General features: G+C 66.2%; 24 protein-coding genes, 1 tRNA gene and 2 pseudogenes. 10 read left to right on the forward strand and 17 right to left on the reverse strand.

Going from position 1 to position 26,170, the window contains the following annotated elements:
- Positions 1-87: 87 nt before the first annotated feature.
- Genes TPR58_RS20170 through TPR58_RS20185 form a run of 4 tightly spaced genes read right to left on the reverse strand, consistent with a single transcriptional unit; the run spans position 88 to position 2,430 of the window.
- Positions 88-990, reverse strand: a complete 903-nt coding sequence (locus tag TPR58_RS20170) for a pirin family protein (protein ID WP_346248559.1) — start codon at positions 988-990, stop codon at positions 88-90.
- Positions 987-1,448 carry an NUDIX hydrolase gene (locus TPR58_RS20175; RefSeq protein ID WP_346248560.1) on the reverse strand — a complete coding sequence of 154 codons (462 nt, stop codon included), beginning with the start codon at positions 1,446-1,448 and terminating at the stop codon, positions 987-989. The genes TPR58_RS20170 and TPR58_RS20175 overlap by 4 nt, the downstream gene beginning before the upstream one ends.
- Positions 1,445-2,143: a glutathione S-transferase gene (locus TPR58_RS20180; RefSeq protein WP_346248561.1), complete on the reverse strand. Its 699-nt coding sequence runs from the start codon at positions 2,141-2,143 to the stop codon at positions 1,445-1,447. The genes TPR58_RS20175 and TPR58_RS20180 overlap by 4 nt, the downstream gene beginning before the upstream one ends.
- A 2-nt stretch (positions 2,144-2,145) precedes the next feature.
- A complete protein-coding gene (locus TPR58_RS20185; protein WP_346248562.1) occupies positions 2,146-2,430 on the reverse strand; it encodes a BolA family protein in 285 nt (94 codons plus the stop codon).
- A gap of 36 nt (positions 2,431-2,466) precedes the next feature.
- Here TPR58_RS20185 and TPR58_RS20190 point away from each other — a divergent pair, with 36 nt between their 5' ends.
- Complete coding sequence (locus TPR58_RS20190; RefSeq protein ID WP_428835740.1) at positions 2,467-3,078, forward strand: J domain-containing protein; 612 nt, start codon at positions 2,467-2,469, stop codon at positions 3,076-3,078.
- A gap of 36 nt (positions 3,079-3,114) precedes the next feature.
- Here TPR58_RS20190 and TPR58_RS20195 read toward each other — a convergent pair whose 3' ends face one another.
- The 5 genes from TPR58_RS20195 to TPR58_RS20220 are packed head-to-tail and all read right to left on the reverse strand — an operon-like array spanning position 3,115 to position 5,887.
- Positions 3,115-3,909, reverse strand: coding sequence for a VOC family protein (locus TPR58_RS20195; RefSeq protein ID WP_346248563.1), 795 nt, complete (start codon positions 3,907-3,909; stop codon positions 3,115-3,117).
- Between the two features lie 20 nt (positions 3,910-3,929).
- A complete protein-coding gene (locus TPR58_RS22675; RefSeq protein ID WP_428835741.1) occupies positions 3,930-4,646 on the reverse strand; it encodes a DUF1428 domain-containing protein in 717 nt (238 codons plus the stop codon).
- 39 nt (positions 4,647-4,685) lie between these two features.
- Positions 4,686-5,180, reverse strand: coding sequence for a VOC family protein (locus TPR58_RS20210; RefSeq protein ID WP_346248564.1), 495 nt, complete (start codon positions 5,178-5,180; stop codon positions 4,686-4,688).
- Positions 5,181-5,205: 25 nt separating this feature from the next.
- Positions 5,206-5,436, reverse strand: a complete 231-nt coding sequence (locus TPR58_RS20215; protein ID WP_346248565.1) for a DUF4287 domain-containing protein — start codon at positions 5,434-5,436, stop codon at positions 5,206-5,208.
- A 16-nt stretch (positions 5,437-5,452) separates the two neighbouring features.
- Positions 5,453-5,887 (reverse strand): VOC family protein, encoded by a 435-nt coding sequence (locus tag TPR58_RS20220; RefSeq protein WP_346248566.1) that lies wholly within the window; start codon positions 5,885-5,887, stop codon positions 5,453-5,455.
- Between the two features lie 104 nt (positions 5,888-5,991).
- Here TPR58_RS20220 and TPR58_RS20225 point away from each other — a divergent pair, with 104 nt between their 5' ends.
- The 6 genes from TPR58_RS20225 (at position 5,992) to TPR58_RS20250 (ending at position 13,304) form a co-directional block, all read left to right on the forward strand.
- Positions 5,992-6,672, forward strand: a complete 681-nt coding sequence (locus TPR58_RS20225) for a winged helix-turn-helix transcriptional regulator (protein ID WP_346248567.1) — start codon at positions 5,992-5,994, stop codon at positions 6,670-6,672.
- Between the two features lie 87 nt (positions 6,673-6,759).
- Complete coding sequence (gene cobS, locus TPR58_RS20230; RefSeq protein WP_346248568.1) at positions 6,760-7,764, forward strand: cobaltochelatase subunit CobS; 1,005 nt, start codon at positions 6,760-6,762, stop codon at positions 7,762-7,764.
- 59 nt (positions 7,765-7,823) lie between these two features.
- Positions 7,824-9,656, forward strand: a complete 1,833-nt coding sequence (gene cobT / locus TPR58_RS20235; RefSeq protein WP_346248569.1) for a cobaltochelatase subunit CobT — start codon at positions 7,824-7,826, stop codon at positions 9,654-9,656.
- Positions 9,649-9,903 (forward strand): ribbon-helix-helix domain-containing protein, encoded by a 255-nt coding sequence (locus tag TPR58_RS20240; RefSeq protein WP_346248571.1) that lies wholly within the window; start codon positions 9,649-9,651, stop codon positions 9,901-9,903. Before cobT ends, TPR58_RS20240 begins: the two co-directional genes overlap by 8 nt.
- A gap of 233 nt (positions 9,904-10,136) precedes the next feature.
- Positions 10,137-12,530 carry a TonB-dependent receptor gene (locus TPR58_RS20245; protein ID WP_428835743.1) on the forward strand — a complete coding sequence of 798 codons (2,394 nt, stop codon included), beginning with the start codon at positions 10,137-10,139 and terminating at the stop codon, positions 12,528-12,530.
- A gap of 90 nt (positions 12,531-12,620) precedes the next feature.
- The gene (locus TPR58_RS20250) at positions 12,621-13,304 is read left to right on the forward strand and encodes a Fe2+-dependent dioxygenase (protein ID WP_346248572.1); all 684 of its coding nucleotides are present in this window, start codon (positions 12,621-12,623) and stop codon (positions 13,302-13,304) included.
- A gap of 95 nt (positions 13,305-13,399) precedes the next feature.
- Here the strand turns inward: TPR58_RS20250 and TPR58_RS20255 are convergent, their stop codons facing one another.
- The 6 genes from TPR58_RS20255 to TPR58_RS20280 all read right to left on the reverse strand — a co-directional run bounded on the left by TPR58_RS20255 (position 13,400) and on the right by TPR58_RS20280 (position 22,630).
- On the reverse strand, positions 13,400-14,278 hold the full coding sequence (locus TPR58_RS20255) for an FAD:protein FMN transferase (RefSeq protein ID WP_428835744.1): 879 nt from the start codon (positions 14,276-14,278) through the stop codon (positions 13,400-13,402).
- Positions 14,279-14,373: 95 nt separating this feature from the next.
- Positions 14,374-15,249, reverse strand: a complete 876-nt coding sequence (locus TPR58_RS20260) for a DUF4198 domain-containing protein (RefSeq protein WP_346248585.1) — start codon at positions 15,247-15,249, stop codon at positions 14,374-14,376.
- A 17-nt stretch (positions 15,250-15,266) separates the two neighbouring features.
- Positions 15,267-15,794 (reverse strand): DUF2271 domain-containing protein, encoded by a 528-nt coding sequence (locus TPR58_RS20265; RefSeq protein ID WP_428835745.1) that lies wholly within the window; start codon positions 15,792-15,794, stop codon positions 15,267-15,269.
- 20 nt (positions 15,795-15,814) lie between these two features.
- Complete coding sequence (locus TPR58_RS20270) at positions 15,815-16,462, reverse strand: PepSY-associated TM helix domain-containing protein (RefSeq protein WP_346248575.1); 648 nt, start codon at positions 16,460-16,462, stop codon at positions 15,815-15,817.
- 126 nt (positions 16,463-16,588) lie between these two features.
- Positions 16,589-21,217, reverse strand: coding sequence for an NAD-glutamate dehydrogenase domain-containing protein (locus tag TPR58_RS20275; protein WP_346248576.1), 4,629 nt, complete (start codon positions 21,215-21,217; stop codon positions 16,589-16,591).
- A 108-nt stretch (positions 21,218-21,325) separates the two neighbouring features.
- A complete protein-coding gene (locus TPR58_RS20280) occupies positions 21,326-22,630 on the reverse strand; it encodes a PAS domain-containing protein (RefSeq protein WP_346248577.1) in 1,305 nt (434 codons plus the stop codon).
- Positions 22,631-22,830: 200 nt separating this feature from the next.
- On the opposite strand from TPR58_RS20280, the gene TPR58_RS20285 reads away from it, so the two are divergent.
- Positions 22,831-22,906 (forward strand) — tRNA-Thr (locus TPR58_RS20285).
- 62 nt (positions 22,907-22,968) lie between these two features.
- On the opposite strand, the pseudogene TPR58_RS22680 reads toward TPR58_RS20285, so the two are convergent.
- Positions 22,969-23,037: pseudogene (locus TPR58_RS22680) on the reverse strand (transposase); the annotation flags it as partial.
- Positions 23,038-23,288: 251 nt separating this feature from the next.
- Between TPR58_RS22680 and TPR58_RS20290 the strand changes: the two are divergent.
- Together TPR58_RS20290 and TPR58_RS20295 are read left to right on the forward strand one after the other, a co-directional pair.
- A complete protein-coding gene (locus tag TPR58_RS20290; protein ID WP_346248578.1) occupies positions 23,289-23,795 on the forward strand; it encodes a hypothetical protein in 507 nt (168 codons plus the stop codon).
- A gap of 73 nt (positions 23,796-23,868) precedes the next feature.
- Positions 23,869-24,693 carry an IS5 family transposase gene (locus TPR58_RS20295; protein WP_346248579.1) on the forward strand — a complete coding sequence of 275 codons (825 nt, stop codon included), beginning with the start codon at positions 23,869-23,871 and terminating at the stop codon, positions 24,691-24,693.
- A 713-nt stretch (positions 24,694-25,406) separates the two neighbouring features.
- Here TPR58_RS20295 and TPR58_RS20300 read toward each other — a convergent pair.
- Positions 25,407-26,015, reverse strand: a pseudogene (locus TPR58_RS20300) (IS630 family transposase); the annotation flags it as partial.
- Positions 26,016-26,170: the final 155 nt, after the last annotated feature.

Below are 26,170 nucleotides of genomic sequence, written 5' to 3' on the forward strand. Positions count from 1 at the left end.
CGGCGCTGTTGTCACCGCGGTTGGTAGTCGGGGAGGGCGGGCGCCCACCCCCCGGCCCCCTTCCCGCATGCGGGAGAGGGAGAAAGGTCAGGGATAGCTGACGGTCTTGGGGACTTCGGGGATGGGGATCCATTCCTTGTCGTCGCCGGGGACCGCCGGGAAGCGGCCTTCCTTCCAGTCGCGCTTGGCCTCGTTGATTCGGTCGCGGCTCGACGAGACGAAGTTCCACCAGACATGGCGCGGGGTCCTGAACGCTTCACCGCCGCACAGGGCGACGCGGCCGCCCGTCTCCGATCGCAAGGTCATCGATGCGCCGGGTCGGAGCACATAGAGCGTCTGGGGCGCCATCGGCATGCCGTCGACGCTCGCCTCTCCCATCGACAGATACAGCGCGCGTTCGTCGGCTCCGGCGTCGATCGGGATACTGGCGCCGGGTTCGAGCAGGATGTCGGCGTAGATGGTGCCGGCATAGACGGTGGTGGGCGCCGATTCGCCCCACAGGCTGCCCATGATGATGCGCGCCTTGGCGCCATGCGCGTCGATCACCGGCAGGCGGGCGGCCGGCACATGCTCGAACGCGGGAGCGATCTCTTCATAGCGTTCGGGCAAGGCGAGCCAGGTCTGAATGCCCGACAGGTCGGGTCCCTTTTCCCGTTCGCCCGACGGCGAGCGTTCCGAATGGACGATGCCGCGGCCCGCGGTCATCAGGTTGACCGCGCCGGGCTCGATCGTGGCGAAGGTGCCCAGCGAATCGCGATGGTCGATCGCTCCGGCGTAAAGATAGGTCACGGTCGCGAGGTTGATATGCGGGTGGGGGCGAACATCGATGCCGTTGCCCACCTCGAGATGCGCCGGGCCCATCTGATCGAAGAAGATGAACGGCCCGACCATCGTGCGCGGACGCGACGGCAGCGTGCGATGGACCTTGAACCCGCCCAGGTCATGCGTGACCGGCTCGATCGTCTGGATGAAAGGATCGTCGTCGGTCATGCGGCAGGCTCCATGATGTCCAGCAGGACCAGCAGGTCCTCGGGAAAGATCGGCTCGTCATGGGCAAGAATGGCAGCTCGGTCGAACCAGCGCCACTCCTGCATGACGCGCTGTTCCAGCGGCGTATGGCCGCGCGTGTCGATGGCGATCCCGGCCGGTTCCTCACGGTCCAGCCTCACCCGGAAATAGCGTTCGTCGGCGATCACCGGCACGCCTTCGATCGTGACGAACTCGACGACGCGCCGCGCGATCTGAGGGCCGGGATCGGCCTCGATCCCCGTCTCCTCGATCAGTTCGCGACGTGCCGCCGCCTCATAGCTTTCGCCCGGGTCCAGCGCGCCGCCGACGGTGCACCAGAAGGGCGGGCGATCGTCCGGAGTGAACCGGAACAGCAGGACGCGTCCCTGCGGATCGGTGACCAGCAACCGCGCGGCCGGGCGGGGCGTGCGCTCGCTCACTCGGCGTCGAGCTCGGGATAATGGCGGAAGATGCCGTCCTGGTTGAACGCGATGCGGCGATCGCTTTTCAGATAGGCGGCAATGCCGGGCAGTGCGGCGACGCGGTCGCGGACCGCCACCAGCCGGGGGTGGTCCGCTTCCAGCGTCTTCATCCGGCGGGGGAACATGTAGCGCAGCCCTTCGACCAGCTGGAAGATCGACGTGTCGCCATAGCTCCAGCGATCGCCGAGCAGCCAGTCGCCCTCGACCGCATCGCTGAACCAGCCGAGGAACTTTGGCATCCGCTCCTCGCGAAACTCGGTCGAGATGCGCGCCGCCTCGGCCTTCTGGTCCTCGTAATAGGCGCCGACGCCGACCGGGTGATGGACCTGATGCACCTCGGCGACGAAGTCGGTGACGGTCAGCTGCACTTCGTTCAGCCAGGTGCGGCCGGCTTCGTCGTCGGGGGCGATGTCGTGATGCGCGCCCAGCCACTGCAGGATGTTGGCGACCTGCGCGATCACCTGGCCGCCGGTGTCGAGATAGGGCGGCGCGAACGGCCGGCGGGTCGGATGCGTCTTCATGTCGGCGATCAGCGCGTCGCTGCCGCGATCGCGCGCCGCATCGACATAGGCGATGCCCGCTGCCTCCATCGGCAGGCGGACGAATTCGCCCCGGCCCTGGATCTCCGCCCAATACCACAGCGTGTACGCCATGTTCATTCTCCCGGGGCGCGGGCCTTGATCGCCAGCGCATGGATGCGCGATTCGAGAAGGTCGGCGAGCGCCCGGTTCACCAACCGCTGGCGCTGAACGCGCGACTGGCCGGCAAAAGCCCCGCTTTCGACAATCACGGTCCAGTGCGATTCGCCGGTGCCGTCGTCCCCGAGATGGCCGGAATGATGGTGGCTGTCGTTGATCACCTCGAGGTGCGACGGGGCGAGCGCGTCGGTGAGGCGGGAAGTGATGATCGGGGCCAGCGGGCCGGTAGCGGGATCGGACATGGCGCTTATATAGGCGGTTTGTTCGAGGGAGTAAGCGTGGCTTCGGGGCAACCGAGAAAGGACCGACCGAACGCACGGTTCCACGGTCGGGTGGAGGCGGAAGGACGGCTGTGCGCCGAGCCGGGATGCAGCGAGCCGGGCGAATTCCGCGCGCCGCTGGTCGAGGGCGCGAGATCGACGGGCGACGGTCCGCCGCCGTTCCGCTGGCTGTGCCTCGACCATGTCCGCGCGTTCAATTCGGGCTATAATTTCTTCAAGGGCATGAGCACCGAGGAGATCAACGACGCCCAGCGGCCCTTTTCCGGCTGGGAGCGCGAGACGCGCGCATTCAATGCCGCGGGCGGCGCCGACCGGCCGCCGCGCTGGGCCGACTTCGCTGATCCGCTCGACGCGATCCAGGCGCGCTTCCGCGACCGGATGCCGCAGGAGCGCAAGGACGGCAAACCCCTGTCCGGCCGCGACCGCGAGGCGATGCGCGTGCTGGAACTCGACGTCGATGCCGATCGCGGGATGCTGAGGCGGCGCTATTCGGACCTCGTGCGCCGCTATCACCCGGATCGCAATGGCGGCGACCGCAGCTTCGAGCAGCGGCTGCAGGACGTGATCGCGGCGTACCAGCAGTTGAAAAGTTCACCGGCGTTTGCGTGACGCGTTTCCTCCCCCGCTTTGCGAGGGAGGAGAGATTCAAGCTCCCGAATTCTTGGGCGCCACCAGGCCGAAGAAGACGCCTTCGGGGTCGGTGCAGTGGAGAGTCCATTCGCCGCCGGGGACCTGGTCGGGGCCCATCAGGACGGCGCCGCCCAGCGCCTGAACCGCTGCCTTCGCCGCGGTGATTTCGGGCACGCGGAAGTAGAAGTTCCAGCCGGGATGGCCGTTCGGCGTCGTTGGCATGATCGCGCCGATCGCTTCGCCCTCGCTCTCGATATTGGCGATGAAGCTGTAGTCGCCCATCGCGCCCATCGGCATCGCGCCGACCTTGGTGATGCCGAACTGCGCCTCGTAGAACGCCAGGGCTGCCGCATCGTCGGGCGTGGTCAGCTCGTTCCAGCTGACATGCTGGGTGCCGTGGCGCTGATAGGCGGTGCTGTCCGCACCCTCGGTGCTGCCGCGCATCACGTAGAAGGGAATGCCCTGCGGGTCGGCGACCATTGCGAGGCGGCCGGCGCCGGGGACGTCGAACGGGGGCAGGTGGACCTGACCGCCGGCCGCGGCGACCGACGCCACCGCGGCATCGACATCGTCGACGCCGATATAGCCCAGCCAGACTGGCTTCGCCCCGCCGGCGATCATGTCGGCGTTGAGTTGCATGACCCCGCCGGCGTGGCCGTCGCGGGCGTGGATCATGCGATAGTCCATCCCGCCCGGCGGCGCTTCGGCGTCGATGGTCCAGCCGATCACCGCATCGTAAAATGCCTTGGCCGCCTTCGCATCGGCGGTGAGCAGTTCGTACCAGATGAAGCTGCCATGCTGCTTGCCCATGTCGTCCTCCCTCGCGCGCTTCAGTTGCGTTCGTCGATGATCGGGGCGAAGCCGCCCCACATCATCCGCTGTCCGTCGAACGGCATGCCGCCTTCGGATTGCATCCGCTCGTCCGACATCAGCTTTTGCCAGCCGGCATCGCGGGTCGCCTTGTCGGGCCATTCGATCCAGCTGTAGACGACGCGCTCGCCGTCCTTGCGCAGCACCGCGCGATGATAGTCGGTGACCTGGCCGTCGGGGACGTCCTCGCCCCAGGTCTCGACGACGCGGGTGGCGCCGAATTCCTGGAACAGGCCGGCGGTCTTGCGGGCGAGCGCGAGATAATCATCCTTGCGATCCTCCGGCACCGCGAGGACGATGCCGTCGACATAGCCGGGCGTCGCGCCGGTGCCCTCGTCGAGCATCGGCTGGAAGCCGGCGTAGATCATCCGCTTCGCATCGAACGGCATGTCCATGTTCATCATCGACGCATCCTCGCCCATCCGCTTGTTGGCGGCGTCGCGCGTCGCGCGGTCGGGATATTCGATCCAGCTGAAGAGCACCGTTTCCTCAGGCGTTGCCTGGACCGCCTGTTTCAGGTCGTTGAGCTTGCCGTCGGGAATGTCGTCGCCCCATGTCTCTACGAAGCGGGTCGCGCCGAGCGAGCGGAACAGCGGCACCGCCTCCTGCGCGTGTTCGAGATACCGCTCCTTGTTGGCGGTGGGGACGGGGGTGAGGAATCCTTCGATGAAGGTCATGGTCTCTCTCCTGGTCGTGATGTGATTGCGTGGGGCGGGTCAGGCCGCGTCGGGCGCACCGCTGGCCGCCGCTTCGATCGCGGCGATGTCGATGCGCCGCATCGTCATCATCGCCTGGTTGGCGCGGCGCGCGCGATCGGGATCGGGATCGACCAGCAATTCCATCAGCCGCCGCGGCGTGATCTGCCAGTTGAACCCCCAGGGGTCCTTGATCCAGCCGCACTCGCTTTCGGTCCCGCCACGATCGAGGAGGGCGTTCCACAGCCGGTCGGTCTCCGCCTGATCCTCGGTCAGGATCTGGAATGACACCGCCTCGTTCGGCTTGAACTGCGGGCCGCCGTTCAGCCCCGAGAATTTCTGCCCGGCCAGGGTGAACTCGACCAGTAGCGCGGCACCTTCCTTGGTGCTGGGATTGTCCGACGGTGCGCGGACGACGCGGTCGATCCGGCTGTCGGGCAGCAGCGAGGTGTAGAAGGCGGCCGCCTCCTCGGCCACCATGTCGAACCACAGCATGGGAATGATCTTCCGGGTCATATCGCTCTCCACGGTCGCGGCGGCGTCAGGCGTCGCCTTCCTGCTTCATGCCTTTCAGCAACGCATAGATCGCCATGGCATGGCCATGGCCGAGGGCGAACTCCGCCTTCAGCGCGTCGGTGACGGTGCCCGCTTTCACTTCGGGGCGCAGCCGTCCGTCGGCCAGCCAGTCGCGTGCCGCCGCCCAGTCGCGGAAATCCGCCGGGCCCTTGCCGGTCTTCGCCTCGATATTGGTCAGATAGGCCTGGAAGGACATGGTCTCGGCTCCCGCGTCACGCGTGTTCGGACTGGTTGCCGAACGCGGCCATCGCCGCATCCATGTCCATGTACATCGGCTCGAACACATGGCCGTCGGGATCCTCGAACGCGCGGCTGTACATGAAGCCCATGTCCTGCGCCGCGCGGATGTCGCCCCGGCCGCCCGACGCAGCGGCGGCATCGACGATCGCGTCGACCGCGTCGCGGCTGTCGAGCGACAGCGCCAGCAGCACTTCGGTGGCGGCATGCGCATCGGCGACGGGCTTGGGCGTGAAGGTGGCGAAGAAATCCCGGTGCAGGATCATCAGCGTGATCGCATCGGACCACACCATTGCCGAGGCATGCTCGTTGCTGAACCGCAGGTCCTTGGTGAACCCGAGCGCTTCGTAGAAGGCAGTCGATTTTACGACGTCGGCCGTGGGCAGGTTGACGAAAATCATCTTCGGCATCTGGCATCTCCTTCGATCGTCGCGTGGCCGGGTTGGTCCCGAATCGCCGTATTTGACTTTGATGCCCTTGCGAGTTACAAAAAACAACCATGAAGTTAAAAAAAGTGACCAAAGAGGAAAAGGCGGGTCGCGGCCGCTGGTATGACGATGCGTGCGGCACCGCGCTGGCGATGGAGCTTGTCGGCGAACGCTGGTCGATGCTGATCGTGCGCGAACTGATGTTCGGCGGCCGGCGCTTCAGCGAGTTGAAGACGGCGCTGACCGGCATCAGCGCGAACATCCTGACGCAGCGGCTGGAAGGGCTGGAGGCGTCGGGCGTTCTGGTCCGGCGCAAGCTGCCGCCGCCGGCATCGGTGCAGATCTACGAACTGACCGAGTGGGGCTATGAAAGCGAAGAGCCGATCAAGGCGCTGGGCCGCTGGGCGGTGCGATCGCCGCTGCACGATCCCACGCTGCCGTTGTCGGCGGCGTCGATCATGATGTCGTTCCGCACGATGCTCTCGGCCGAGCGCGCGGCGGGCCTCGACGCCACGATCGGCTTTCGTATGGGCGCCGAGCAGTTCCTGGCACATGTCGCGGATGGCGAAATCCCGATCCGCCGCGCCGATCCCGATGGCGCCGGGATCGTGTTCGAAACCGATCCGATGACGCTCGCCTCGATCGTCTATGGCGGCCGGCCGCTGGCGGACGCGGAGGCGGCGGGCGCGCTGCGGCTGATCGGCGACCGTGCGCTCGCCGAACGCTTCGTCACGCTGTTCGTGCTGCCGGAGAAGTTCGCGGCCTGACGCGCCTTTGGCGTTGCGATGCGATGGCCAAGCCTCTACCCCGCACTCCGAGTCCGCCGGTCCGCGCGGACGGGAATTGAGAAGACCATGGCCGATATCCCCAACACCCAGCCCGACAGCCGCGACACCACCATCCTGTCGGCACCCGACAAGAGCGTCAGCGTGCGCGACCTGTTCGGCATCGACATCGACATGGAAGTGCCCGCGTTCAGCGAGGCCGACGAGCGGGTGCCCGATCTCGACCCCGCCTATGTGTTCGATGGCGACACCACGCTCGCGATCCTGGCGGGCTTCGCGCACAACCGTCGCGTGATGATCCAGGGCTATCACGGCACCGGCAAGTCGTCGCACATCGAACAGGTGGCGGCGCGCCTCAACTGGCCGTGCATCCGCATCAACCTCGACGCGCATATCAGCCGCATCGACCTGATCGGTCGCGACGCGATCGTCCTGAAGGACGGGATGCAGGTCACCGAATTCCGCGAAGGGCTGCTGCCCTGGGCGCTGCAGACGCCGACGGCCCTGGTGTTCGACGAATATGACGCCGGCCGCCCCGACGTGATGTTCGTGATCCAGCGCGTGCTGGAGACCGAGGGCAAGCTGACGCTGCTCGACCAGAACCGCGTGATCCGCCCCAATCCCTGGTTCCGCCTGTTCGCCACCGCCAACACCGTCGGCCTGGGCGACACCAGCGGCCTGTATCACGGTACCCAGCAGATCAACCAGGGCCAGATGGACCGCTGGAACGTGGTCGTGACGCTGAACTATCTGCCCGCCGCGGTCGAGGCGCAGATCGTGCTCGCCAAGTCGGGCGAATATGACAAGCCCGACGGCAAGGCGACGGTCGAGAACATGGTCCGCGTGGCCGAACTGACCCGCCGCGGCTTCATCAACGGCGACATCTCGACCGTGATGAGCCCGCGCACCGTGATCACCTGGGCGCAGAATGCGCTGATCTTCAAGGATGTCGGCTTCGCCTTCCGCCTGTCGTTCCTGAACAAGTGCGACGAGGCGGAGCGCGCGCAGGTGGCGGAATACTACCAGCGCGTGTTCGGCACCGACCTGCCCGAGAGCGTCGTCAAGAAGGCATAGGCGCCGGGCAGACCGGATAGGGCTTGCATCCGGCGGGCCCTCTCCCCCATCTGCGCGGCATGGCTGCCGACTCTCCGCTCGAACAACTGCGCTCCGTGCTGGGCGGGACCGCCCGCGCCCTGTCCGACAATGCCGAGGTCGAACTCGCCTTCACCGCGGATACGCCGCTGCAATCGGGCAAGAGCATCAAGGTGCCGATGCCGTCGCGTGCGCTGCCGGCCGATCAGGTGGCTGAGGCGCGCGGTTTCGCGGACAGCTTCGCGCTGCGCATGCGGCTGCACGACACCGGGCTCCACAATCGCGGCGCGCCGAAGGAGCCGGTGGCGCGCGCAGTGTTCGACGCGGTCGAGACGGCCCGGGTCGAGGCGCTGGGATCGAAGGGGTACGCCGGGATCGCCGCCAATCTCGACCATGCGCTGGACCTGCGGCTGCGCTCCGACCCGATCACCCGCGCGCGCAACCGCGACGAGGTGCCGCTGTCGACCGCGATCCAGCTGCTGGTGCGCGAACGGCTGACCGGTCAGGAGGCGCCGTCCAGCGCCGCGCTGGGTCTGGCGATGGTGCGCGACTGGATCGAGGAGCGGGCGGGCAAGGACCTCGACGCGCTTCAGCTCGCGATCGACGACCAGCAGGCATTCGCTTCGCTGGCCAGCCGCATGCTGCAGGACCTGGAGCTGACCGAGGGCGAGATGCTGCCCGACGACAGCGACGAGGGCGGCGGCGAGGACGAGGGCAACGACGAGCAGGACGACAGCGGCGACGAGCAGGGCGAGGCCGAGGCGCAGCAGGGCGAAGGCGATGTCGAGGCGCGCGGCGAGCAGCGTGACGGCGAGGAATCGGACCAGCAGGGCGAGGACGAACAGTCCGACGGCATGGACGATGGCGAGGGCGAGGAAGGCGACGAGGGCGAGGACGGCGTCGTCCCCAACCGCCCGAACCGCCCCTGGTCCGATCTGCCGCCGCAGTTCGAGTACAAGCCCTATACCCGCCAGTTCGACGAGGAAGTGGCGGCGACCGAATTGTGCGACGCGGAGGAGCTGGACCGGCTGCGCTCCTATCTCGACCAGCAGCTGGTCCATCTCCAGGGCGTCGTGACGAAGCTTGCCAACCGGCTGCAGCGCCGGTTGATGGCGCAGCAGAACCGCAGCTGGGACTTCGACCAGGACGAGGGCATTCTCGACGCCGCCCGGCTGGCGCGCGTCGTCGTCAACCCGATGCTGTCGCTCAGCTACAAGGTCGAGCGCGATACCGAGTTCAAGGACACGGTCGTCACGATCCTGATCGACAATTCGGGATCGATGCGCGGACGTCCGATCTCGATCGCGGCGATCAGCGCCGACATCCTCGCCCGCACGCTCGAGCGGGTCGGCGTGAAGACCGAGATCCTCGGCTTCACCACCCGCGCATGGAAGGGCGGGCAGGCGCGCGAGAAATGGCTGGCCGATGGCCGCCCGGCGCAACCGGGCCGGCTGAACGACATCCGCCACATCATCTACAAGCAGGCCGACGAGCCGTGGCGCCGCGCCAAGAAGGCGCTGGGGCTGATGATGCGCGAGGGCCTGCTGAAGGAGAATATCGACGGCGAGGCGCTGTTGTGGGCGCACAGCCGGATCATCGCCCGTCCCGAGGATCGCAAGATCCTGATGGTGATCTCGGACGGTGCGCCGGTCGACGATTCCACCCTGTCGGTGAATTCGGGCTCCTATCTCGAACGGCATCTGCGCCAGGTCATCACCTGGATCGAGGGACGCTCGCCGGTCGAGCTCGTCGCGATCGGCATCGGCCATGACGTGACGCGCTATTACCAGAAGGCGGTCACGATCATGGACGCCGAGCAGCTTGCCGGCACGATGATGGAACAGCTGGCCGCACTGTTCGACAGCAATGATTGATCCGCCGCCGGGCGGTTTCCACGGCCCGGTGAAGCGATCGGTGACGATCGCGGGGCACCAGACTTCGATCAGCCTCGAGCCGCAATTCTGGCAGGCACTGGAGGCGGCGGCGGATGCGCGGCGCCTGCCGCTCAGCGCGCTGGTCGCCGCGATCGACCATGCCCGGATCGGCGCCGAGGATCCGCCGAACCTGGCGAGCGCGATCCGGTCTTGGCTGCTCGCCGAGGTTGCGTCCGCGCCCGGTTGATCTCGACCATCGACTGGAACTGGATCAGCGCGCATCCTTCCCCTGATACAATGATGCGAGCCAGTCGCATTAGCGTTGACACTGAGAACGACTCTCAATAGCTGCACCCGCAACGAAATCGGAAAACCCGACTCGAAAGGGGTGCTATCTTGATCAAGTCCAGTCCCGCCGCGCGTCAGGGCGCGTCGTTCCTCGCGCTCGCCTGTGTCGGCTTCATCGCCACTGCGCCGGCTATGGCGCAGCCGGTCGAGGACCCGGCGGTCGCGACCAGCGATGACGACCAGGACGCCAGCCGCCAGGACCGCGACCAGATCATCGTCAGCGGCCATGTCTATGAAAAGCGCCAGGCCAGCCCCAAGGCAACGCGCAGCGTGCGCGACACGCCGCAGACGGTGACGGTCATCTCGGGCGAGGCGATCGAGCAGCAGAATCTGCTGACGCTGCGCGACATGCTGTCGACCGTCCCCGGCATCACCTTCGGCGCGGCCGAGGGCGGCAGCCCGCCGGCGGACTCGATCAACCTGCGCGGCTATTCGGCGGGCAGCGACATCACCCAGGACGGCGTGCGCGACAGCGCGGCCTATAACCGGTCGGACTCGTTCAACCTCGAACAGCTCGAGATCGTCAACGGCGCCAATTCGGTCAGCAACGGATCGGGTTCGGTCGGCGGCACGATCAACATCGTGACGAAGCGTCCCCAGGCCGAGACCCGCGTGCTGGTCAGCGGAGGCATCGGCACCGACGACTATTATCGCGGCACTGTCGATGCGAACGTCCGCGTCAGCGACCTGATCGCGGTGCGTCTGAACGCCATGGTTCACCGGAACGACGTGCCCGGCCGCGATGTCGAGAATTACAAGCGCTGGGGCGTCGCGCCCGCGGTGACGATCGGCATCGACAGCCCGACGCGGCTGACCTTCCAGTATATTCACCAGGAAGACGACAATATCCCGCAATATGGCGTGCCCTATTACCTGAATGCGGTGAACGCGGGCGCGCTGCCGGGCGTCGATCGCAGCGACTATTTCGGCTATCGCAACGTCGATACGCAGGAGATCACCGTCGACCAGGCGACGGTCACCTTCGAGCACGAGATCAGCGACACCGTCTCGATCCGGAACTTGGCGCGCTGGCAGAATGTCGAGCAGCTGACGATCGTCGGTCCGCCCCAGGGCACCTACTGCCTGGCCAATGGCAAGACCCCGACGGGCGCTGCGTGCACCGCGACCTACAACGGCGCAAGCGTCACCCTTCCCACGGGCTACTACCTGATCGGCGGCCCGCGCGGGAACGTGCGGGATTCGCAGAACGAGCTGATGTACGACCAGCTCGATCTCCGTGCGGTCTTCGACACCGGAGGAATCGAACATACGCTGGTCGTCGGCGGATCGGCGATGTGGGAGAAGTACCAGCTCTCGACCGGCAACATCTTCCGCAACGCGAATCGCACCGCCGCGTACACCTCGTTCCCGCTGGTCAACATCGCCAACCCGAACGAGGTCGTGACCGGTCCTGCCGGCTTCACCTATGGCAGCAACGTCTATACCGGCCCGCTCAACTATGTCGAAAGCGGCCGTCAGCGCGGCGAAGTCACCAACTATGCGCTGTACCTGTTCGACGCGATGAAGCTCGGCAAGTTCGAGCTGAACGGCGGCATTCGCTGGGAATCGAACAGCGGCAACTACCGCACCGACGCTTCGACGCCGGCAGCGACCGCAACCGTGCCGCAGGGGCCGGTCACGACCGGACCGACGCTGTACAACAAGGCTGAGCTGTTCTCGTATCGCATCGGCCTGGTCTACAAGCCGGTCGAGGCCGTGACGCTCTACGCCGCATTCGGCAATTCGAAGACGCCGTCGATCAGCGCCGTCAACGGCGCCTGCGTCGCCGCGACCTGCAACGTGCAGCCGGAAAGCGCCAAGAATTACGAGATCGGTGCGAAGGCCGAAGTGGCCGGCGGCCGCCTGCTGCTGACCGCAGCCGCGTTCCGCAACGAACGCGACAGCTATCGGCTGCCGTCGAACGACCCGACGATCCCCGATCAAGTGCTGGACGGCCATTCGCGCGTCGACGGCATCGCCTTGAGTGCGATCGGGAAGATCACCCCCAACTGGTCGGTCACCGCCAATTATACCTATCTGGAGCCCAAGCTGCTTCAGTCGGTCTCGGACAGCTGCCTCGCAAATCCCGGCCCGATCACGACCGGCCAGCCGCCGGTGGTCAGCAATCCGTGCGGCAACAACAGTCTGGTCCGCGATCCGGCGGCCGACGCCGAACTGCAGAACACGCCGAAGCATTCGGGCAGCCTGTTCACGACGTACGCCTTCCCGTTCGGCCTCACGATCGGCTACAGCGTGACCTATCAGGGGAGCTTCGCGCTGAACCTGCCGGCGTTGGCTACGCCGCTGGCGACGACCCCGAGCAGCGCGCTGACGCCGGTGTATCGCTCGGACGACTATCTGATCCACAGCGCCTATATCGCGTACAAGGTGAACGAGAATTTCAACCTGGCGCTGAACGTCAAGAACGTCACCGACGAACTCTACTATACCCGCATCCGCAACAATGGCTGGGCGACGCCCGGCGATGGTCGCGCCGCGGTGCTGACGCTCAACTACGGCTTCTGATGCCTGGCGAGATTTGATCCCGCACAAGACCTGCGGCAGTCGGGACGGTACACCGTTCCGACTGCCGCTGCCGTTCGAAGGACCCCGAACATGATGATCGCCATTCCCGACCTGCTCGATCCCGAGGCGGTCGAGCGCGTGCGTGCGATCATCGATGCGGGCGACTGGGTCGACGGTAACGTCACATCGGGCCACCAGTCGGCGCTGGCCAAGCAGAACGAGCAGCTTCCCGAAGCCAGCGCGGCCGCGCGCGAGGCAGGCGGCATCGTTATGCAGGCGCTGGGCGCCTCGCCTCTTTTTTTCGCCGCGGCGTTGCCGCTCAAGGTCTTTCCGCCGCTGTTCAACCGCTATGGCGAGGGGCAGACCTTCGGCACGCATGTCGACAATGCGATCCGCATCCAGCGCGGCACCGAGTTCCGCATCCGCAGCGACCTGTCGATGACCGTCTTCCTGGCGGATCCATCGGCCTATGACGGCGGCGAGCTGATCGTCGAGGATCATTTCGGCGTGCAGCGGGTGAAGCTGCCGGCCGGCCATGCCGTGCTCTACCCCTCGTCCAGCCTGCACCATGTGACGCCGGTCACGCGTGGCACCCGTGTCGCAAGCTTCTTCTGGCTGCAATCCATGGTCCGCGACGACGGCGCCCGCCGGATCCTGTTCGACCTCGACCAGTCGGTCCAGCGCCTGACCGCCCAGCTTGGCGGGGACGACCGCAGCGTGATCGAGCTGACCGGGGTGTATCACAATCTGCTGCGCCGCTGGGCGGACGCGTAGCGGGGTGGGGATCGCTGACCTGACCCCGCAAAGCCGCATCGTTCCCGGGATGGAGGATGGATGGGCTCCGGCACTTCGGCCGGGGCGACGGAGTGTTAGTCGCTCAGCATCGCTTCGAGCGCGGAGGACATCGCCTCGCGCAACACGCCGCCGTCGCGCCACACCCTGTGCATCGCCAGCGTCTCGCGTTCCGCCACTGCAGATGCGTCAGGTCCCAGCACGGTCAGCGCCGTAGCCCAGGCATCGGCCAGCATGCAGTTCGGATGGATCACGCTCAGTTGTACCACGCCATTGGCGATCGGCCCGCCGGTGCGCGGGTCGAGCGTGTGCGAATAGCGGCGGCCGCCGACGACGAAGTTGCGCTGGTCCGCGCCCGAGGTGGCGACCGACAGCCCGTGCAGGGCGATACGGACCGGAGCGATGCCGGGCAGGGGGGCGAGGTCGACCCACCAGGGCTGGCCATCCGGCTTGACGCCTTCGCCGAGCAGTTCGCCGCCGATCTCGATCAGAAAGTCGCGATGGCCGGTGTCCCGCAGCGATCCGGCGACGGCGTCCACCGCATGGCCCTTGGCGATGCCCGAGAAATCGAGTGCGGCCGGGTCGGTGCGGCGCGCCCGGCACCGGGCGCTGTCATGCTCGATCCGACCGCCCTGCACCGCGCGGATCTCGGCCAGCGACGGGGCAGTGCCGCGCGGTCCCGGCGGACCGAAGCCCCAGAGGTCGACCAGACGTCCCATCGCAGGATCGAACGCGCCGTCGCTGGCGCGCGCGACCCGGAGCGCCGCCGCCAGGACATCGGACAGTTCGGAGGGCAGCGGATGCCAGACGTCCGCGGCCGCCTGGTTGAACCGGCAGAGATCGGACCCGGCGGACCAGTGGCTCATCTGCCCGACCACGCGGTCCAGGGCCGTCTCGATCGTCGTCATCGCCTCCGGCGCGGGATCGACGAGGCGTACCGACCAGCTGGTGCCCATCGTCTCGCCGCTCAGGCGGGACACGCCGGAACCGCTGCGCCGGCGGTGAAACGCCGCCGGCGACAGGTTCGGAGGCAGGACGATGCGCGCCGCGCTCAGGGGGCAAGCACCTCGAGCGTGGTCATGTAGTTGACGCGCCGCGCCGGGGGACTGGCAGGCGCCGTGCCCGCCGCAGGCGCCGCCGCGCCCGGACCCCCTGCGCCGGGGCCGCCCGGACCGCCTTCGCCGCGCGCGCCGGCCGGGCTGACGCTCATCCAGTACATGCCGGCCTCCGGCCAGGTCACGGTCACCTTGCCCTGGGCATCGGTCTTCGCGTCGATCTGCTTCAGCGCGTCGCGGTAGCGGATGCCGCCGGGGATCACGGTGACGGTCAGGCCGGCCGCCGGCTTGCCATCGAGCAGGAACTGGAAGGTCGCCGCCTCGCCCGCGATCAGGTCGTTGGGATGGGTGACGGGGACCAGTTCGATCCCCTTTCCGGTCGGCTTGAAGATGGTCGTCGTCGGCGCGCCCTGGGTGATGAAGATCTCGTTGCGGCCAAGGCTTTCCGAGGTGCGGACATTGGTCGCGCCTGCCGGGATCGCCTGGGCCAAGGTCGCCGTCGTGGTGCCGCGCGGCAGCTGCTTGGTCTCGCCGTTCAGCTGGTAGCTGCCGAACACGCCATCGTTGATGATCGCGACGCGGTAGGTGCCCTGTTGCGTGAGATGCAGGTCGAAGGTCGCGCGGAACCGGCCGACCGCGTGGTTCTCGACCTTGCCGGCGCTGCCGTCGGGCTGGGTGACCGTCGGGATCGCCGACAGCGGGCGATGGTCGAAGAAGAACAGGTCGTTCGATGCGGCGGCATCAACCGTGACCCAGTTGTCCTGGCCCGAGACGACGGTCGACGAGGGGAGCATCCAGGCGCGGTGGGCGACGGCGGGGACGGCCAGCGTCGCGACGGCGGCGATGGCGATCAGCGAGGTGCGCAGCTTCATCATGATGGTCGGACCTTTCAGCGCTTGAGCGTGAGCGAGACGGCGCCGAGCTCGGACGCGCCGGCAGCCTTGGCGGATACGGCGGTGCTGCCGTTCCAGGTGAAGGGGAGGCGCAGGATCTCGCGCCCGCCCACTTCGCGTGCCGCCTCGATCGACAGCGTGTACTTGCCCGGGCTGAGCGTCGGCATCCCGCCGCGACCGCCGACCAGGGTCAGCTTGTGCGAGCCGGGTGCACGGGTCGCGCTGCTGACGCCGTCGGCCGGGAACGACATCGTCCGGCCCGAGGCACGCCACCACATGCGGATGTCGCGAAGCCATTTCGTGCCTTCGCCATTCTTCATGTCGAAATCATACCAGACGACGACCGTCCTGGTCGGGCCGCCCTCCTTCTCGAGCCAGATGGCGACATAGGGCCGGTGATATTCGGCAACGCTGAGCCGCGGAATCGCGACGTTCAGGTCCAGCGTCTGCGCCGCGGCGCTTCCCGGCAGCAATGCGCCGGCGCCAAGCGCGACGGCGGTCATTCCGGTCAGGCGATACTCCATCATCGGTCCCCCATTAGATGTCAGTGAATCAGGAAAATGGCGATGAGCGCCGGGATCACGAGCCCGGCGCCGACCAGCGGCCAGGTGCTCTTGCGGTGCTTCGAATGCATCCACAGCAGCACCAGCCCGGTCAGCGTGAAGACCATGCAGGCCAGCACGAAGATGTCGATGAACCACTTCCACGCGGTGCCCGAGTTGCGGCCCTTGTGCAGGTCGTTGAGATACGCGATCCAGCCGCGGCTGGTCGTCTCGGTCGTCACCTCGCCGGTGGCGCGATCGACCGAGATCCAGCCGTCGCCGCCGGGTCGGGGCAGGGCCAGATAGATTTCGTCCCCCGACCAGTCGGCCTCGCCCGAGGCACGGCTTTTCAGATTCGACTCAAGCCAGCTGCGGACCTCGGCCGGGAACGGCTTCTTCGCATCGGGCGCATCATCGGGTGCGATCCGCGGCAACAGCGCCTTTGGCAGCTGCGCCTTGGCTTCCCGGGTGACCGGGGACCCTTCGATATCGGCGGCGTGATTGAGCGTGAAGCCGGTGATCGCGAACAACAGCAGCCCGATCAGGCTGATCGCCGAGCTGATCCAGTGCCAGGTGTGAAGCTGCTTCAGCCAGAAGGCTTTCCGGCTGCGCTTCTTCGCGGGTCGAGCCGGGGGGGCGGGAGCATGCATCGGGTGGCGGTCATCTCAAGGATCGATGACCGGCCGATAACGCGAACGATTCGCAATTGCAACGTGTCGCGCGTCGATTTCCGCTGCTGCGACGGCCCCCGAAGCATGGCTTCGGGGGCCGTGACCTCAGGATCGGCCGAGCAGTACCCGCGCCTGTCCGGCAATCTGCGCCAGCATCGCCGCGTTCGGCGTCGGGGCAAGACGCGCCCGCGCCACCAGCGCCGCGAACTGGGCGACGCGCGCCTGGTTCGCCTGCAGCCAGTCATCGACGCTCGCCTGCGGATCCTTGGCATCGACACGCGCCAGGAACTCCAGGCGAAGCTGCTGGAAGTCGCGGGCTAGCCCGGCGATCAGCAACCGTTCCCACACGTCGCCGGTGGTGATCCTAGCGGCGGTCGACTGTGCCCAGTCGAGGCCCAGTGCCTGTCCCAGCGCAGTGAAGGCGCGGGTCAGCACCGTCTCGTCGATGCCGCGGCGTTCGCCCAGGTCGGCGAGACCGACCGCGCCGTCCAGCTCGAACAGGCGGACGACCTTGGCAACCAGATCGCCCGGCGCGCCCGCAGCCTCCAACCGAGCCGAGATGCGGTTCGACTGGGCGCGGACTTCGTCGAGCAGCAGCGCCTTGGTCTGCCGGTCGAGGCTTTCGATACCGGGCTTCAGCCGGGCGATGACCTCGGCCGGGCTGGCGCCCGGGCGGCAGACGCGCAGCAGGTCGGCGATCTGTCCGCGCACCGCGACGGCCACTTCCTCGAGCAGCGCGAGGCGAGCGCCCTCGCCGACCTCGGCGGTCTCGATCGCTTCCCAGATCTGGGGGAGTCCGAGCAGCTTCTCGGCGACGACGAACATCGCGGCGATGTCGCGCATCGACGCGCCTTCTTCCTCGGCAAGTTCGAACGGGTGGAGCACGCCCAGCCGGTTGACGACACGATTGGCCAGCTTCGTCGCGATGATCTCGGCGCGCAGGCGGTGTTCGTCGATCGCTTTGGCGAAGCGCTCGCGCATTGCAGCGGGAAAGGCGTCGTGCAGATAGTGCGCCAGTTCGGCGTCGTTGCCGAGGTCGCCATGCTCGACCGCATCCTGGATGCCGAGCTTGCAGCTGGCCAGCAGCACGGCGAGCTCGGGCCGGGTCAGCCCGCGGCCTTCCTGCGCGCGGCGAAGCAGGTCGTCATTGGTGCCCAGCCCCTCGACCGTGCGGTCCAGCCGGCCTGCCGCCTCGAGGATCTCGATCACGCGGACATAGGAGGGAAGCGCGACCGCACCGTCATTCTCCATGAACGACAGCGCGAGCGTCTGGAGCCGGTTGTCCTCCAGCACCAGGTGCGACACGTCGTCGGTCATCGACGCGAGGAAGCTGTTGCGATCCTCGAAGTCCAGCCTGCCCTCGATCACCTCGCGGTTGAGCGCGATCTTGATGTTGACCTCGTTGTCCGAACAATCGACGCCCGCCGAATTGTCGATGAAGTCGGTGTTGATCCGCCCGCCGCGCGACGCGAAGGCGATGCGCGCCGCCTGGGTCACGCCCAGATTGGCGCCTTCGCCGATGACGCGCGCGCGCATCTCCTCGGCATTGACGCGCAGCCGGTCGTTCGAGGGATCGCGCGCGTCGAGATGGCTCTCGGCCGCAGCCTTCACATAGGTGCCGATGCCGCCGAACCACATCAGGTCGACCGGCGCCTTCAGGATCAGGTTGATCAGCCCCGCCGGATCGATCGAATCGATCGTGACGCCCAGCATCTCGCGGACCCGGGGCGACAGCGGGATCGACTTCTCGGTCCGGGCATAGACGCCGCCGCCTTCCGAGATCAGCGACGGATTATAGTCCGCCCAGCTCGACCGCGGCAGCGCGAACATGCGGGCGCGCTCGGTCCAGCTCGTTTCCGGATTGGGGTCGGGATCGAGGAAGATGTGGCGATGGTCATAGGCGGCGACCAGCTTGATCGCCTTCGACAACAGCATGCCGTTGCCGAACACGTCGCCCGACATGTCGCCGCAGCCGGCGACGCGCACCGGCTCCGACTGGACGTCGATGCCCATCTCGAGGAAGTGGCGCTGGACCGAGACCCAGCCGCCCTTGGCGGTGATGCCCATCGCCTTGTGATCATAGCCGTGGCTGCCGCCCGAGGCGAAGGCGTCGCCCAGCCAGAAGCCCCTGTCGACCGCGATCGCATTCGCCACGTCGGAGAAGGTCGCGGTGCCCTTGTCGGCGGCGACGACGAAATATGGGTCGTTGCCGTCCAGCACGGTCACGCCCTCGGGATGGACCACGTCGCCCTGCACGATGTTGTCGGTGATCGACAACAGGGTGCGGATGAAGATCCGGTAGCTCTCGGTGCCCTCCGCGAACCAGGCGTCGCGGTCGAGCGCGGGCGAGGGGAGCTGCTTCGGATAGAAGCCGCCCTTGGCGCCGGTGGGTACGATCACCGCGTTCTTGACGCGCTGCGCCTTCATCAGGTCGAGGATCTCGCTGCGAAAATCGTCGCGGCGATCGGACCAGCGCAGGCCGCCGCGCGCGACCGGGCCGGCGCGCAGATGGATGCCCTCGACGCGCGGGCTGTACACCCAGATCTCGCGCCAGGGCAGCGGACGCGGCAGGCCCGGGACCTGCGCGCTGTCCAGCTTGAACGCGAGCGCTTCCTTCGCGGCCGGAGCATAGGCGTTGGTCCGCAGCGTCGCCAGGACCACGCCGCGCAGCGCGCGCAGGATGCGGTCGTCGTCGATCGCGGACACGTTGGCCAGGCCCGCCTCGATCGCCGCATCGGCAGCGTCGATCGCGGCATCGGCCTTGCCGGCGCGCGCCGGATTATGCGCCGCGTCGAACCGCTCGATCAGCGCCGCCGCGACGGCGGGCGCGCGGCGGAGCGCATCGACCACGGTCACCATGCCGTAGGCGAGGCCGGTCTGGCGCAGATAGCGGAACCAGGCGCGCAGCAGGACGACCGAGCCGGGATTCATGCCCGTTTCGACGATCAGGCGGTTGAAGGCGTCATTTTCCGCCGTGCCTTCGAGCACCGCGGCGATCGCGTTCTGGACCAGGGCGGGATCGCGCGTCAGCGCCGGCGCGGGGCCGGCAAGCGCGACCTCGAAGTCATGGATGAAGATGCCATGGTCGCCGCTCAGTTCGGTCGGGATCTCCTCGATCACGCGGAAGCCGAAATTCTCGAACACCGGCACCGCGTCGGACAGCGCCAGTGCGCCGCCCTGGGCATAGAGCTTGATGCGGAAGCCGTTCGCCTCGCCTTCGGCCGGGGAGATCCGGACCGAGCGATCGGTGTTCGACTTCAGGCCGGCGATGCGAGCGATGTCGCGGGCCGCTTCCTCGGCCGAGCTGGTCGCGCGATAGGCGGCGGGGAAGGCGGCGGCATAGCGGATCGCCAGGCGGGTCGACCCGCCATCGCCCTGTTCGTGCAGCGCGGCCTCGACCGCGGGCACCCAGCCGCGCACCATCTTCTTCAGCCGCTGGTCGAGCGCATGCGCGTCGGGCAGCTGGCCACCGCCGCGCAGGTCGAGCGTGTAGCGCAGCAACGCGACCACGCCGTCCTCGAGCGCGATCGTCCAGTTGATCACGCGGGCATTGGCAGCCTCGCTCAGCATCTCGCCGATCGCGGTGCGTCGGCCGGTCGACACCTCGTCGCGTGGCAGCCAGACGAAGGCGAACAGATGGCGCTTCAGCGGGCTGGCGACCAGCGCCAGCTTGGCGCGGGGCCGATCGGCGATCGACATCGCGGTCAGCACCAGCTGTTCCAGCGCCGCAGGCTCGAACGCGGTGGTCAGGTCGTGCGGCAGCGCGGTCAGCGCATGCGCCATCGCCTTGCCGGTATGGCCCTTCGGATTGAAGCCGAACTTGGCCTCCAGACCCTTCAGCCGGGCGCGCAGCAGCGGCACTTCCTCGGGCAGCGAGAACAAGGCGGCGCTGGTCCACAGGCCGGCATGGATCGACAGGCCGGTGACTTCGGCACCGGTCAGGATCGGCAGCACGATGATGTCGAGCGGCGCGCGGCGGTGCACGGTCGAGATGCAGTTGGACTTCAGCAGCAGCGGCGCCTCGCCGCCCCTGGCGAAATAGTCGACCGCGGCCTTGCGCGACGCGTCGGCCAGGATCGGCGCGCTCTGCGAATAGCGGATGATGCCCAGTTGGTCGGTGCTGGTCCCGTCGGTGCGCCATTTCTCGTGCGCCAGCAGCGTCATCGCGCCGCCCTGGAACCAGCGCAGCAGCGCCTCGCCCTCGGGGGTGGGAAGGTGGGCGGCGTCGGCGCCGATCGCCGCCTGGAGCCCGCGCCAGTCCTCGACCGCGGCGCGAACCTGTTCCAGCGTCCGCTCGATCTCGGTCGCCGCGGCACGGCGGGTCCTGGCGTCGGCGCGCTCCATCTCGATGAACACCATCGATTCGGGGCGGGCGCCGTCGGCGTCGGGGCCGATATCGGTCAGCTGGCCCGCCGCGTTGCGGGTCACCTTCAGCACGGGGTGCAGGATGCGGTGGATCGCGATGTCGTGCGCGGCCAGCGCGCCGGAGATCGAATCGACCAGGAAGGGCATGTCGTCGTTGATGACCGCCAGCCGCATGCGGCGGCTCTCGTCCTCATAGCTTTCGAGGACGATCTTGGCGGTGCCGGGCGGACGCTCGGCTGCGGCTTCGGCGACGAACAGCGCGGCGCCTTTCCGCTCTTCCTCTCCAAATCCCTCGAGTTCGCCGGGGAGTGCTCCATCGAGCAGCCGGGCTTCGAACGCTTGCTTGAGCGCGCTTATATTCTTCGGCATGCGCGATCCTATGCGCCTGCCCCTTGCCCTTCTCAAGTCCGACAGCGCTGGCTGTTCACAATCGCAATTAACGTGCGCGCGGTTTCCATCCGGGCTAATTAAAGGTCGTTACGCGGCGACCTTTCGCACGGCCCGTTCGACCAGCGCCGGGTCGCCGTCCACCGACGCGACGATGTCGAGTCCCGCGCGTCCGCGCCGGGCCAGCAACAGGGTGAACTCGCCCTCGCCGTCATCGATCGCCACATGCGCCAGCGGCGCACGGCGGCGCAGCATCTCGGCTGCCCGGGCATAGAGATCGACCGGCGTGTCATCGGCCCGGCGCGGCGCATGCCCGGCGCGAGTGCCGCCCCCGACCCCGCCATCGACGCCGTCCAGAAAGGTTTCCAACGCGCCGACCGGGACTGCGCTCCGTCGGGCGCGGGTCAGCAAGGCGGCGAATTCGGCGATCCGGTCCTTGTCGTAACCGGGGCCGAAGACCAGCGCGACGCACGGTGCCATCGGCGCGCATTCCTGCTCCGCCAGGCCTGCCTGGTCGAGCAGGCGGGCAAGGCCGGCCTCGTCTTCCTGGGCAGCCACCGCGAAGTCATAGGCGCGCGACAAGGCGCGATGGAGTGCCGAACGGCTGCGGGTGTCGGACGCTCGCGCCGCGGCCGCGGTCTCGCGCGCCAGCGTAAGCCGGTCGACCAGGGTCGATGCCGCGCCGGGGATCGTCGCGGCTTCGGCGCCGATGTCCGTCGCGTCGATATCCGCATGGTCGATATCCGGGGCGCCGGTGGTCGCGGCGAAGTCGGCGCCGGGCCCGTCGGCCCAGGCCGCGGCACAGGGCGGCGGCGTGGGCGCCGCGCGGCATGATTCGGCGACCTCGGTCTCCAGCCTGGCCTGGGTCTCGGAGTCGACCATCTCCTTCCAGTTGATCACGCCGTAGATGAAGTCGATCGCGTCGCCGGTCGACGAGAAGGGCATCAGGATGCCGCGATACAGCGTATTCAGACCGCGCAGGCCGACGAACTCGGCCTCGAACCCGATCGGTGCGCGGTTGGCGATGATCTGGAGATAATGATCGGTCAGCCGCGACAGCAGCGATCGGCTGGGCACCTGGGCGACATGGGTGATGCTCGCGTCCAGGCCGGTCTCGTCGCGAAGGGCGCGGCCCAGGAAGCGGATCTGCGGATCATCCTCGCCGCACGAGAAATCGAGCAGCACCGAATGCGGGCCGAAGCCGGCGATCGCCTGGGGATCGAGGTCCTGGATCGATGGCTGCGGCCGCCCGTTCAGCAGCGAGACCCAGTAGTTATAGGCGCGGACATGCATGCGCCGCTCGTCGCCGCCGACCTCGACCGCATGCGTCTCGACCGAGTCGATGCCCGGATCGTTCGCCGAGTCCAGCCGATCGGTTCCGCGAGACATGTCCATTGCGCCTGCTCCACTCGGGCCGCGGCCCGTTCCAGTGGCGGCCTTGTGCGCCGGATGAGGTAAACGCCCCGTAAACCCAGCGCCGGCCCGCCGCGCCGACGGAATCTTGTCCCGCATGCGACAAAGCTCGCGGCAATGCTTGTCAGTGGCGAAAGAGGCTGGTAAGCGCGCCGCCTCCCCGACGCGTTCGCGCCGGGCGGGCCGCTTTAGCTCAGTTGGTAGAGCATCGCATTCGTAATGCGGGGGTCACAGGTTCGAGTCCTGTAAGCGGCACCACCACTTTCAGCAGGACATATCACGGGGTTGCGGTGGAAGTGCCTTTCCGCCTGGGCTGCGGAAACGCCCCGCTCCAATACCAGCTTCACCGCTTCGAGTTTGAACTCTCGGCTGAACTTCCGTCGTTGCATCGTCACCCTCCGGGTCCAAAAACACCTTATCTTGGTGTCCACGAAACCGGGTGCAGCTCACGTCGTCCAGATCCTGTTCGAGGAGTTGCCGACGTGCTTGGGAGCGCTACTGTCGAGTGTAAGCGTCGGGCGCGTATTCAGAAGGTGATCCTCTATGGCAGCTACACGCGTAGGGCTGGGTCGCTGAGAACGACGTATTGGGCAGGAGGAGGCATGCTGCCGCAATAGGTGCTTATTGGGGAGGTTCATCGATGCGCAATAATAATCACGGAATCAATCATCTACATATGTCGGTGGTTCTCGTCGCTCTAATCATGAGCATTGCTAGTTCCGCTGCTGCGCAAACGCAGGCAGGCTCGGAACAGGCTGACACTTTCGATGAAGGCGCCTTCACGATGGTGCCGATAAGAAAGCCTTTGGAGTGGGAGCGGTTTCTGCGTCGGTGCAGGGTATCAATCGAGCTTAACCCCTTCGACTTTGCTAAAAAGGAACCGAATGCAGCAGGATATTGCAGTGGATTCATTGAATCCAAATTACTTCGTTTGAATGAATCGCGGAATATAACTCTACGACAGAGAGCTTATGCCAATCCTCATTTCGAATTTAATATAGTTGATGAAGTAATGAAAACACTTCGGTCGCCGTCATTTGCAAATAATGGGTATGATCACCGAGGTATTATTGCTAAATATAATACAGTTGAGCAATTGCTTGATTACGTTATCGACAATATTCTCTATATGAAAGATGACAAATAGTTCTTTTATGAAATGTTTTGGAAAATCGGCTGGAGGGGTTGCCGGAAGGGTGTTGGTCTGATTCATCCTCCGGATGTGGACACAGCAGAGCCGGGGGCGAATGGCCCGAATTGCCAGGAAGACGAAGCGCTACCCCAGTGACCTGACCGATGAGGAATGGGACCGTCTTGCGCCGCTGATGCCCAAGCCGGGACGCCGTGGCCGCCCTCGTGAGGTGGATTTCCGCGAAGTCATCAACGCCGTCCGCTATCTGGTTCGCTCGGGTTGTGGGTGCCGTATGCTGCCGGTCCACTTCGGCGCATGGCAGACGGTCTATGGCTGGTTCCGGGAACTGGCGCGGCGCTTCCTGTTCCAGACGATCCACGACGTCGAATTGATGCTGGACCGCGCACGGCAGGGTCGGGAAGAGAGCCCGAGCGCGGCGGTGATCGACAGCCAGTCGGTCAAGGCCCCATCGGCGGAAAAGCGCGGTTTTGACGCGGGCAAGAAGGTCGTCGGGCGCAAGCGGCACATCGCCGTCGATACCGATGGCCGGCTGCTGATGGTGAACCTGACCACGGCCGACATCTCGGATAGCGCAGGCGCCCAGGCCATTCTCGATGCCATCCGCAAGCGCTGGCCGTGGGTGAAGCACCTCTTCGCCGATGGCGCCTATGATCGCCTCAAGCTCATGGACAAGGCCAGCTATATGGACTTCGTTATCCAGGTCATCCGCCGCAGTGATCGCCAGCAGGGTCTCAAGGTCTTGCCCAGGCGCTGGGTCGTCGAGAGAAGCTTTGGCTGGATGACACGATGGCGCCGGCTCGTCCGCGACTACGAAAAGCGGATCGACGTCTCGCACGCCATGATCCTCGTCGCAATGGGCGGCAATCTCCTACGACGAAACGCTCACCCCTGATCTTCAAAACGGACTCTTAGCGCCCAATTTATCGTTAAGGTATTTGCACCCTTCGGTATATATTGGCTTATCTGACAATTATCTGGGGCGGGACATCATCTTGCAGTATACAACGTTAGCGCGAAACGATTGTAGCGTTCCTCGTATTGCTCTTGGAACGCACTCTCTATATTAGGACAACCAGTGTCGGGATACGACACCCCCCAACTTCCGCCTTTGGCAATGGCTGCGCGCGCAACTTCGGTCACAGTCCAGTCCCCATTATGCAATCCAGCATAGAGCGGCGGTCCACTTCCCAACGGAGAGCCATTGTATAGGAATACATTCTGATCACGTGCGAAACGGCGCTTCGCGAGCTGAACGTAATCGCGCTCCAGTGCTCGTTTGATCGATGAGCATTCACCGTACATTTCGTACGAGAACCGCGGTGGGACCTCCACTTCGCTTCGGCAAGCAACCAGTAAAGCTGCCAAACAACCTAGAGGTCCAACGATAAAAATAGACGAAGTCCGACTCATTTATTTAGGCCTACTGATAGTTTTGACAGACGGGACAGGACCTACTCTAACATTGAAGTCCCATGAATTCATTGTTTCGTTATAAGATTGACGATATAGGCCTGCCTCTTGGCCCATTACATAAAATTTATAGTAATTGTATGATTCGCGAGCCGGCAATCCTAATTCCCGCCTAATACCAAGTCTCGCTGATCATCAGCCATGAGCCCATTGTCGCATTCCGATGGAGATGATGCGCCATGGCTGATCGAGGAGACGGTTCCAGGCGAAGCATGAGTGGTCGAGGATGTCGTCATAGGATGTGAAGATCCTGTTCGACAGCCAGTTCTGTCGCATGAACTGCCAGATATTCTCGACCGGGTTGAGCTCGGGGCATTTCGACGGCAGGAGCAGCAAGGTGATGTTGTCGGGCACGACCAGCGCACGCGAGTCATGCCATCCGGGCTGATCGAGCAGCAATATGGCGTGTGCGCCCGGCGCGACGGCAGCGGATATCTCTGCCAGATGCAGGGTCATTCCGTGCGTATTGCACCTTGGCAGCACGAGGGCGGCACCCTTGCCCTCAGCAGGGCAGATCGCGCCATAGATATAGGCCGATGCCGTGCGCTGGTCCTTCGGCGCCGAAGGCCGGGTCCCGCGACGCGCCCAGCGGCGGGTGATCCCGTTCTTTTGGCCGATCCGTGCTTCGTCCTGCCACCACAACTCTATCGGCGTGCCGCGCGGGAGCCTCGAGCGGATCGCTGCCACTTGGGCGGGGAAGTTTTTTAACGTCGGGATGGCGTCCTCCTCCTGGGCATGGTGGCGGGCCGCGCCGACAGCGGGCCTGTCAGGATTTTCGTGTGCGGGCGGGCATAAAGGGTAAGAAGGAGATCCCCTATGTCCCGACGCAAAGAGCCTGCGATCCCGAACGAGCTTCTCGACCAGCTACTGGCGGGCGGCGCGGCGAGTGCCGCCTTTGA

Origin of the sequence: Sphingomonas rustica (assembly GCF_039652585.1) — a bacterium.
GTDB lineage: Bacteria > Pseudomonadota > Alphaproteobacteria > Sphingomonadales > Sphingomonadaceae > Sphingomonas > Sphingomonas rustica.

Excerpts from the sequence above, each read along its gene's own strand:
- TPR58_RS20170 (WP_346248559.1), bottom strand. The coding sequence starts at position 990 with ATGACCGACGACGATCCTTTCATCCAGACGATCGAGCCGGTCACGCAT.
- TPR58_RS20180 (WP_346248561.1), bottom strand. The coding sequence starts at position 2,143 with ATGGCGTACACGCTGTGGTATTGGGCGGAGATCCAGGGCCGGGGCGAA.
- TPR58_RS20185 (WP_346248562.1), bottom strand. The coding sequence starts at position 2,430 with ATGTCCGATCCCGCTACCGGCCCGCTGGCCCCGATCATCACTTCCCGC.
- TPR58_RS20195 (WP_346248563.1), bottom strand. The coding sequence starts at position 3,909 with ATGGGCAAGCAGCATGGCAGCTTCATCTGGTACGAACTGCTCACCGCC.
- TPR58_RS22675 (WP_428835741.1), bottom strand. The coding sequence starts at position 4,646 with ATGACCTTCATCGAAGGATTCCTCACCCCCGTCCCCACCGCCAACAAG.
- TPR58_RS20210 (WP_346248564.1), bottom strand. The coding sequence starts at position 5,180 with ATGACCCGGAAGATCATTCCCATGCTGTGGTTCGACATGGTGGCCGAG.
- TPR58_RS20215 (WP_346248565.1), bottom strand. The coding sequence starts at position 5,436 with ATGTCCTTCCAGGCCTATCTGACCAATATCGAGGCGAAGACCGGCAAG.
- TPR58_RS20220 (WP_346248566.1), bottom strand. The coding sequence starts at position 5,887 with ATGCCGAAGATGATTTTCGTCAACCTGCCCACGGCCGACGTCGTAAAA.
- cobS (WP_346248568.1), top strand. The coding sequence starts at position 6,760 with ATGGCCGATATCCCCAACACCCAGCCCGACAGCCGCGACACCACCATC.
- cobT (WP_346248569.1), top strand. The coding sequence starts at position 7,824 with ATGGCTGCCGACTCTCCGCTCGAACAACTGCGCTCCGTGCTGGGCGGG.
- TPR58_RS20240 (WP_346248571.1), top strand. The coding sequence starts at position 9,649 with ATGATTGATCCGCCGCCGGGCGGTTTCCACGGCCCGGTGAAGCGATCG.
- TPR58_RS20245 (WP_428835743.1), top strand. The coding sequence starts at position 10,137 with ATGGCGCAGCCGGTCGAGGACCCGGCGGTCGCGACCAGCGATGACGAC.
- TPR58_RS20250 (WP_346248572.1), top strand. The coding sequence starts at position 12,621 with ATGATGATCGCCATTCCCGACCTGCTCGATCCCGAGGCGGTCGAGCGC.
- TPR58_RS20255 (WP_428835744.1), bottom strand. The coding sequence starts at position 14,278 with ATGGGCACCAGCTGGTCGGTACGCCTCGTCGATCCCGCGCCGGAGGCG.
- TPR58_RS20260 (WP_346248585.1), bottom strand. The coding sequence starts at position 15,249 with ATGAAGCTGCGCACCTCGCTGATCGCCATCGCCGCCGTCGCGACGCTG.
- TPR58_RS20265 (WP_428835745.1), bottom strand. The coding sequence starts at position 15,794 with ATGGAGTATCGCCTGACCGGAATGACCGCCGTCGCGCTTGGCGCCGGC.
- TPR58_RS20270 (WP_346248575.1), bottom strand. The coding sequence starts at position 16,462 with ATGCATGCTCCCGCCCCCCCGGCTCGACCCGCGAAGAAGCGCAGCCGG.
- TPR58_RS20275 (WP_346248576.1), bottom strand. The coding sequence starts at position 21,217 with ATGCCGAAGAATATAAGCGCGCTCAAGCAAGCGTTCGAAGCCCGGCTG.
- TPR58_RS20280 (WP_346248577.1), bottom strand. The coding sequence starts at position 22,630 with ATGGACATGTCTCGCGGAACCGATCGGCTGGACTCGGCGAACGATCCG.
- TPR58_RS20290 (WP_346248578.1), top strand. The coding sequence starts at position 23,289 with ATGCGCAATAATAATCACGGAATCAATCATCTACATATGTCGGTGGTT.
- TPR58_RS20295 (WP_346248579.1), top strand. The coding sequence starts at position 23,869 with ATGTGGACACAGCAGAGCCGGGGGCGAATGGCCCGAATTGCCAGGAAG.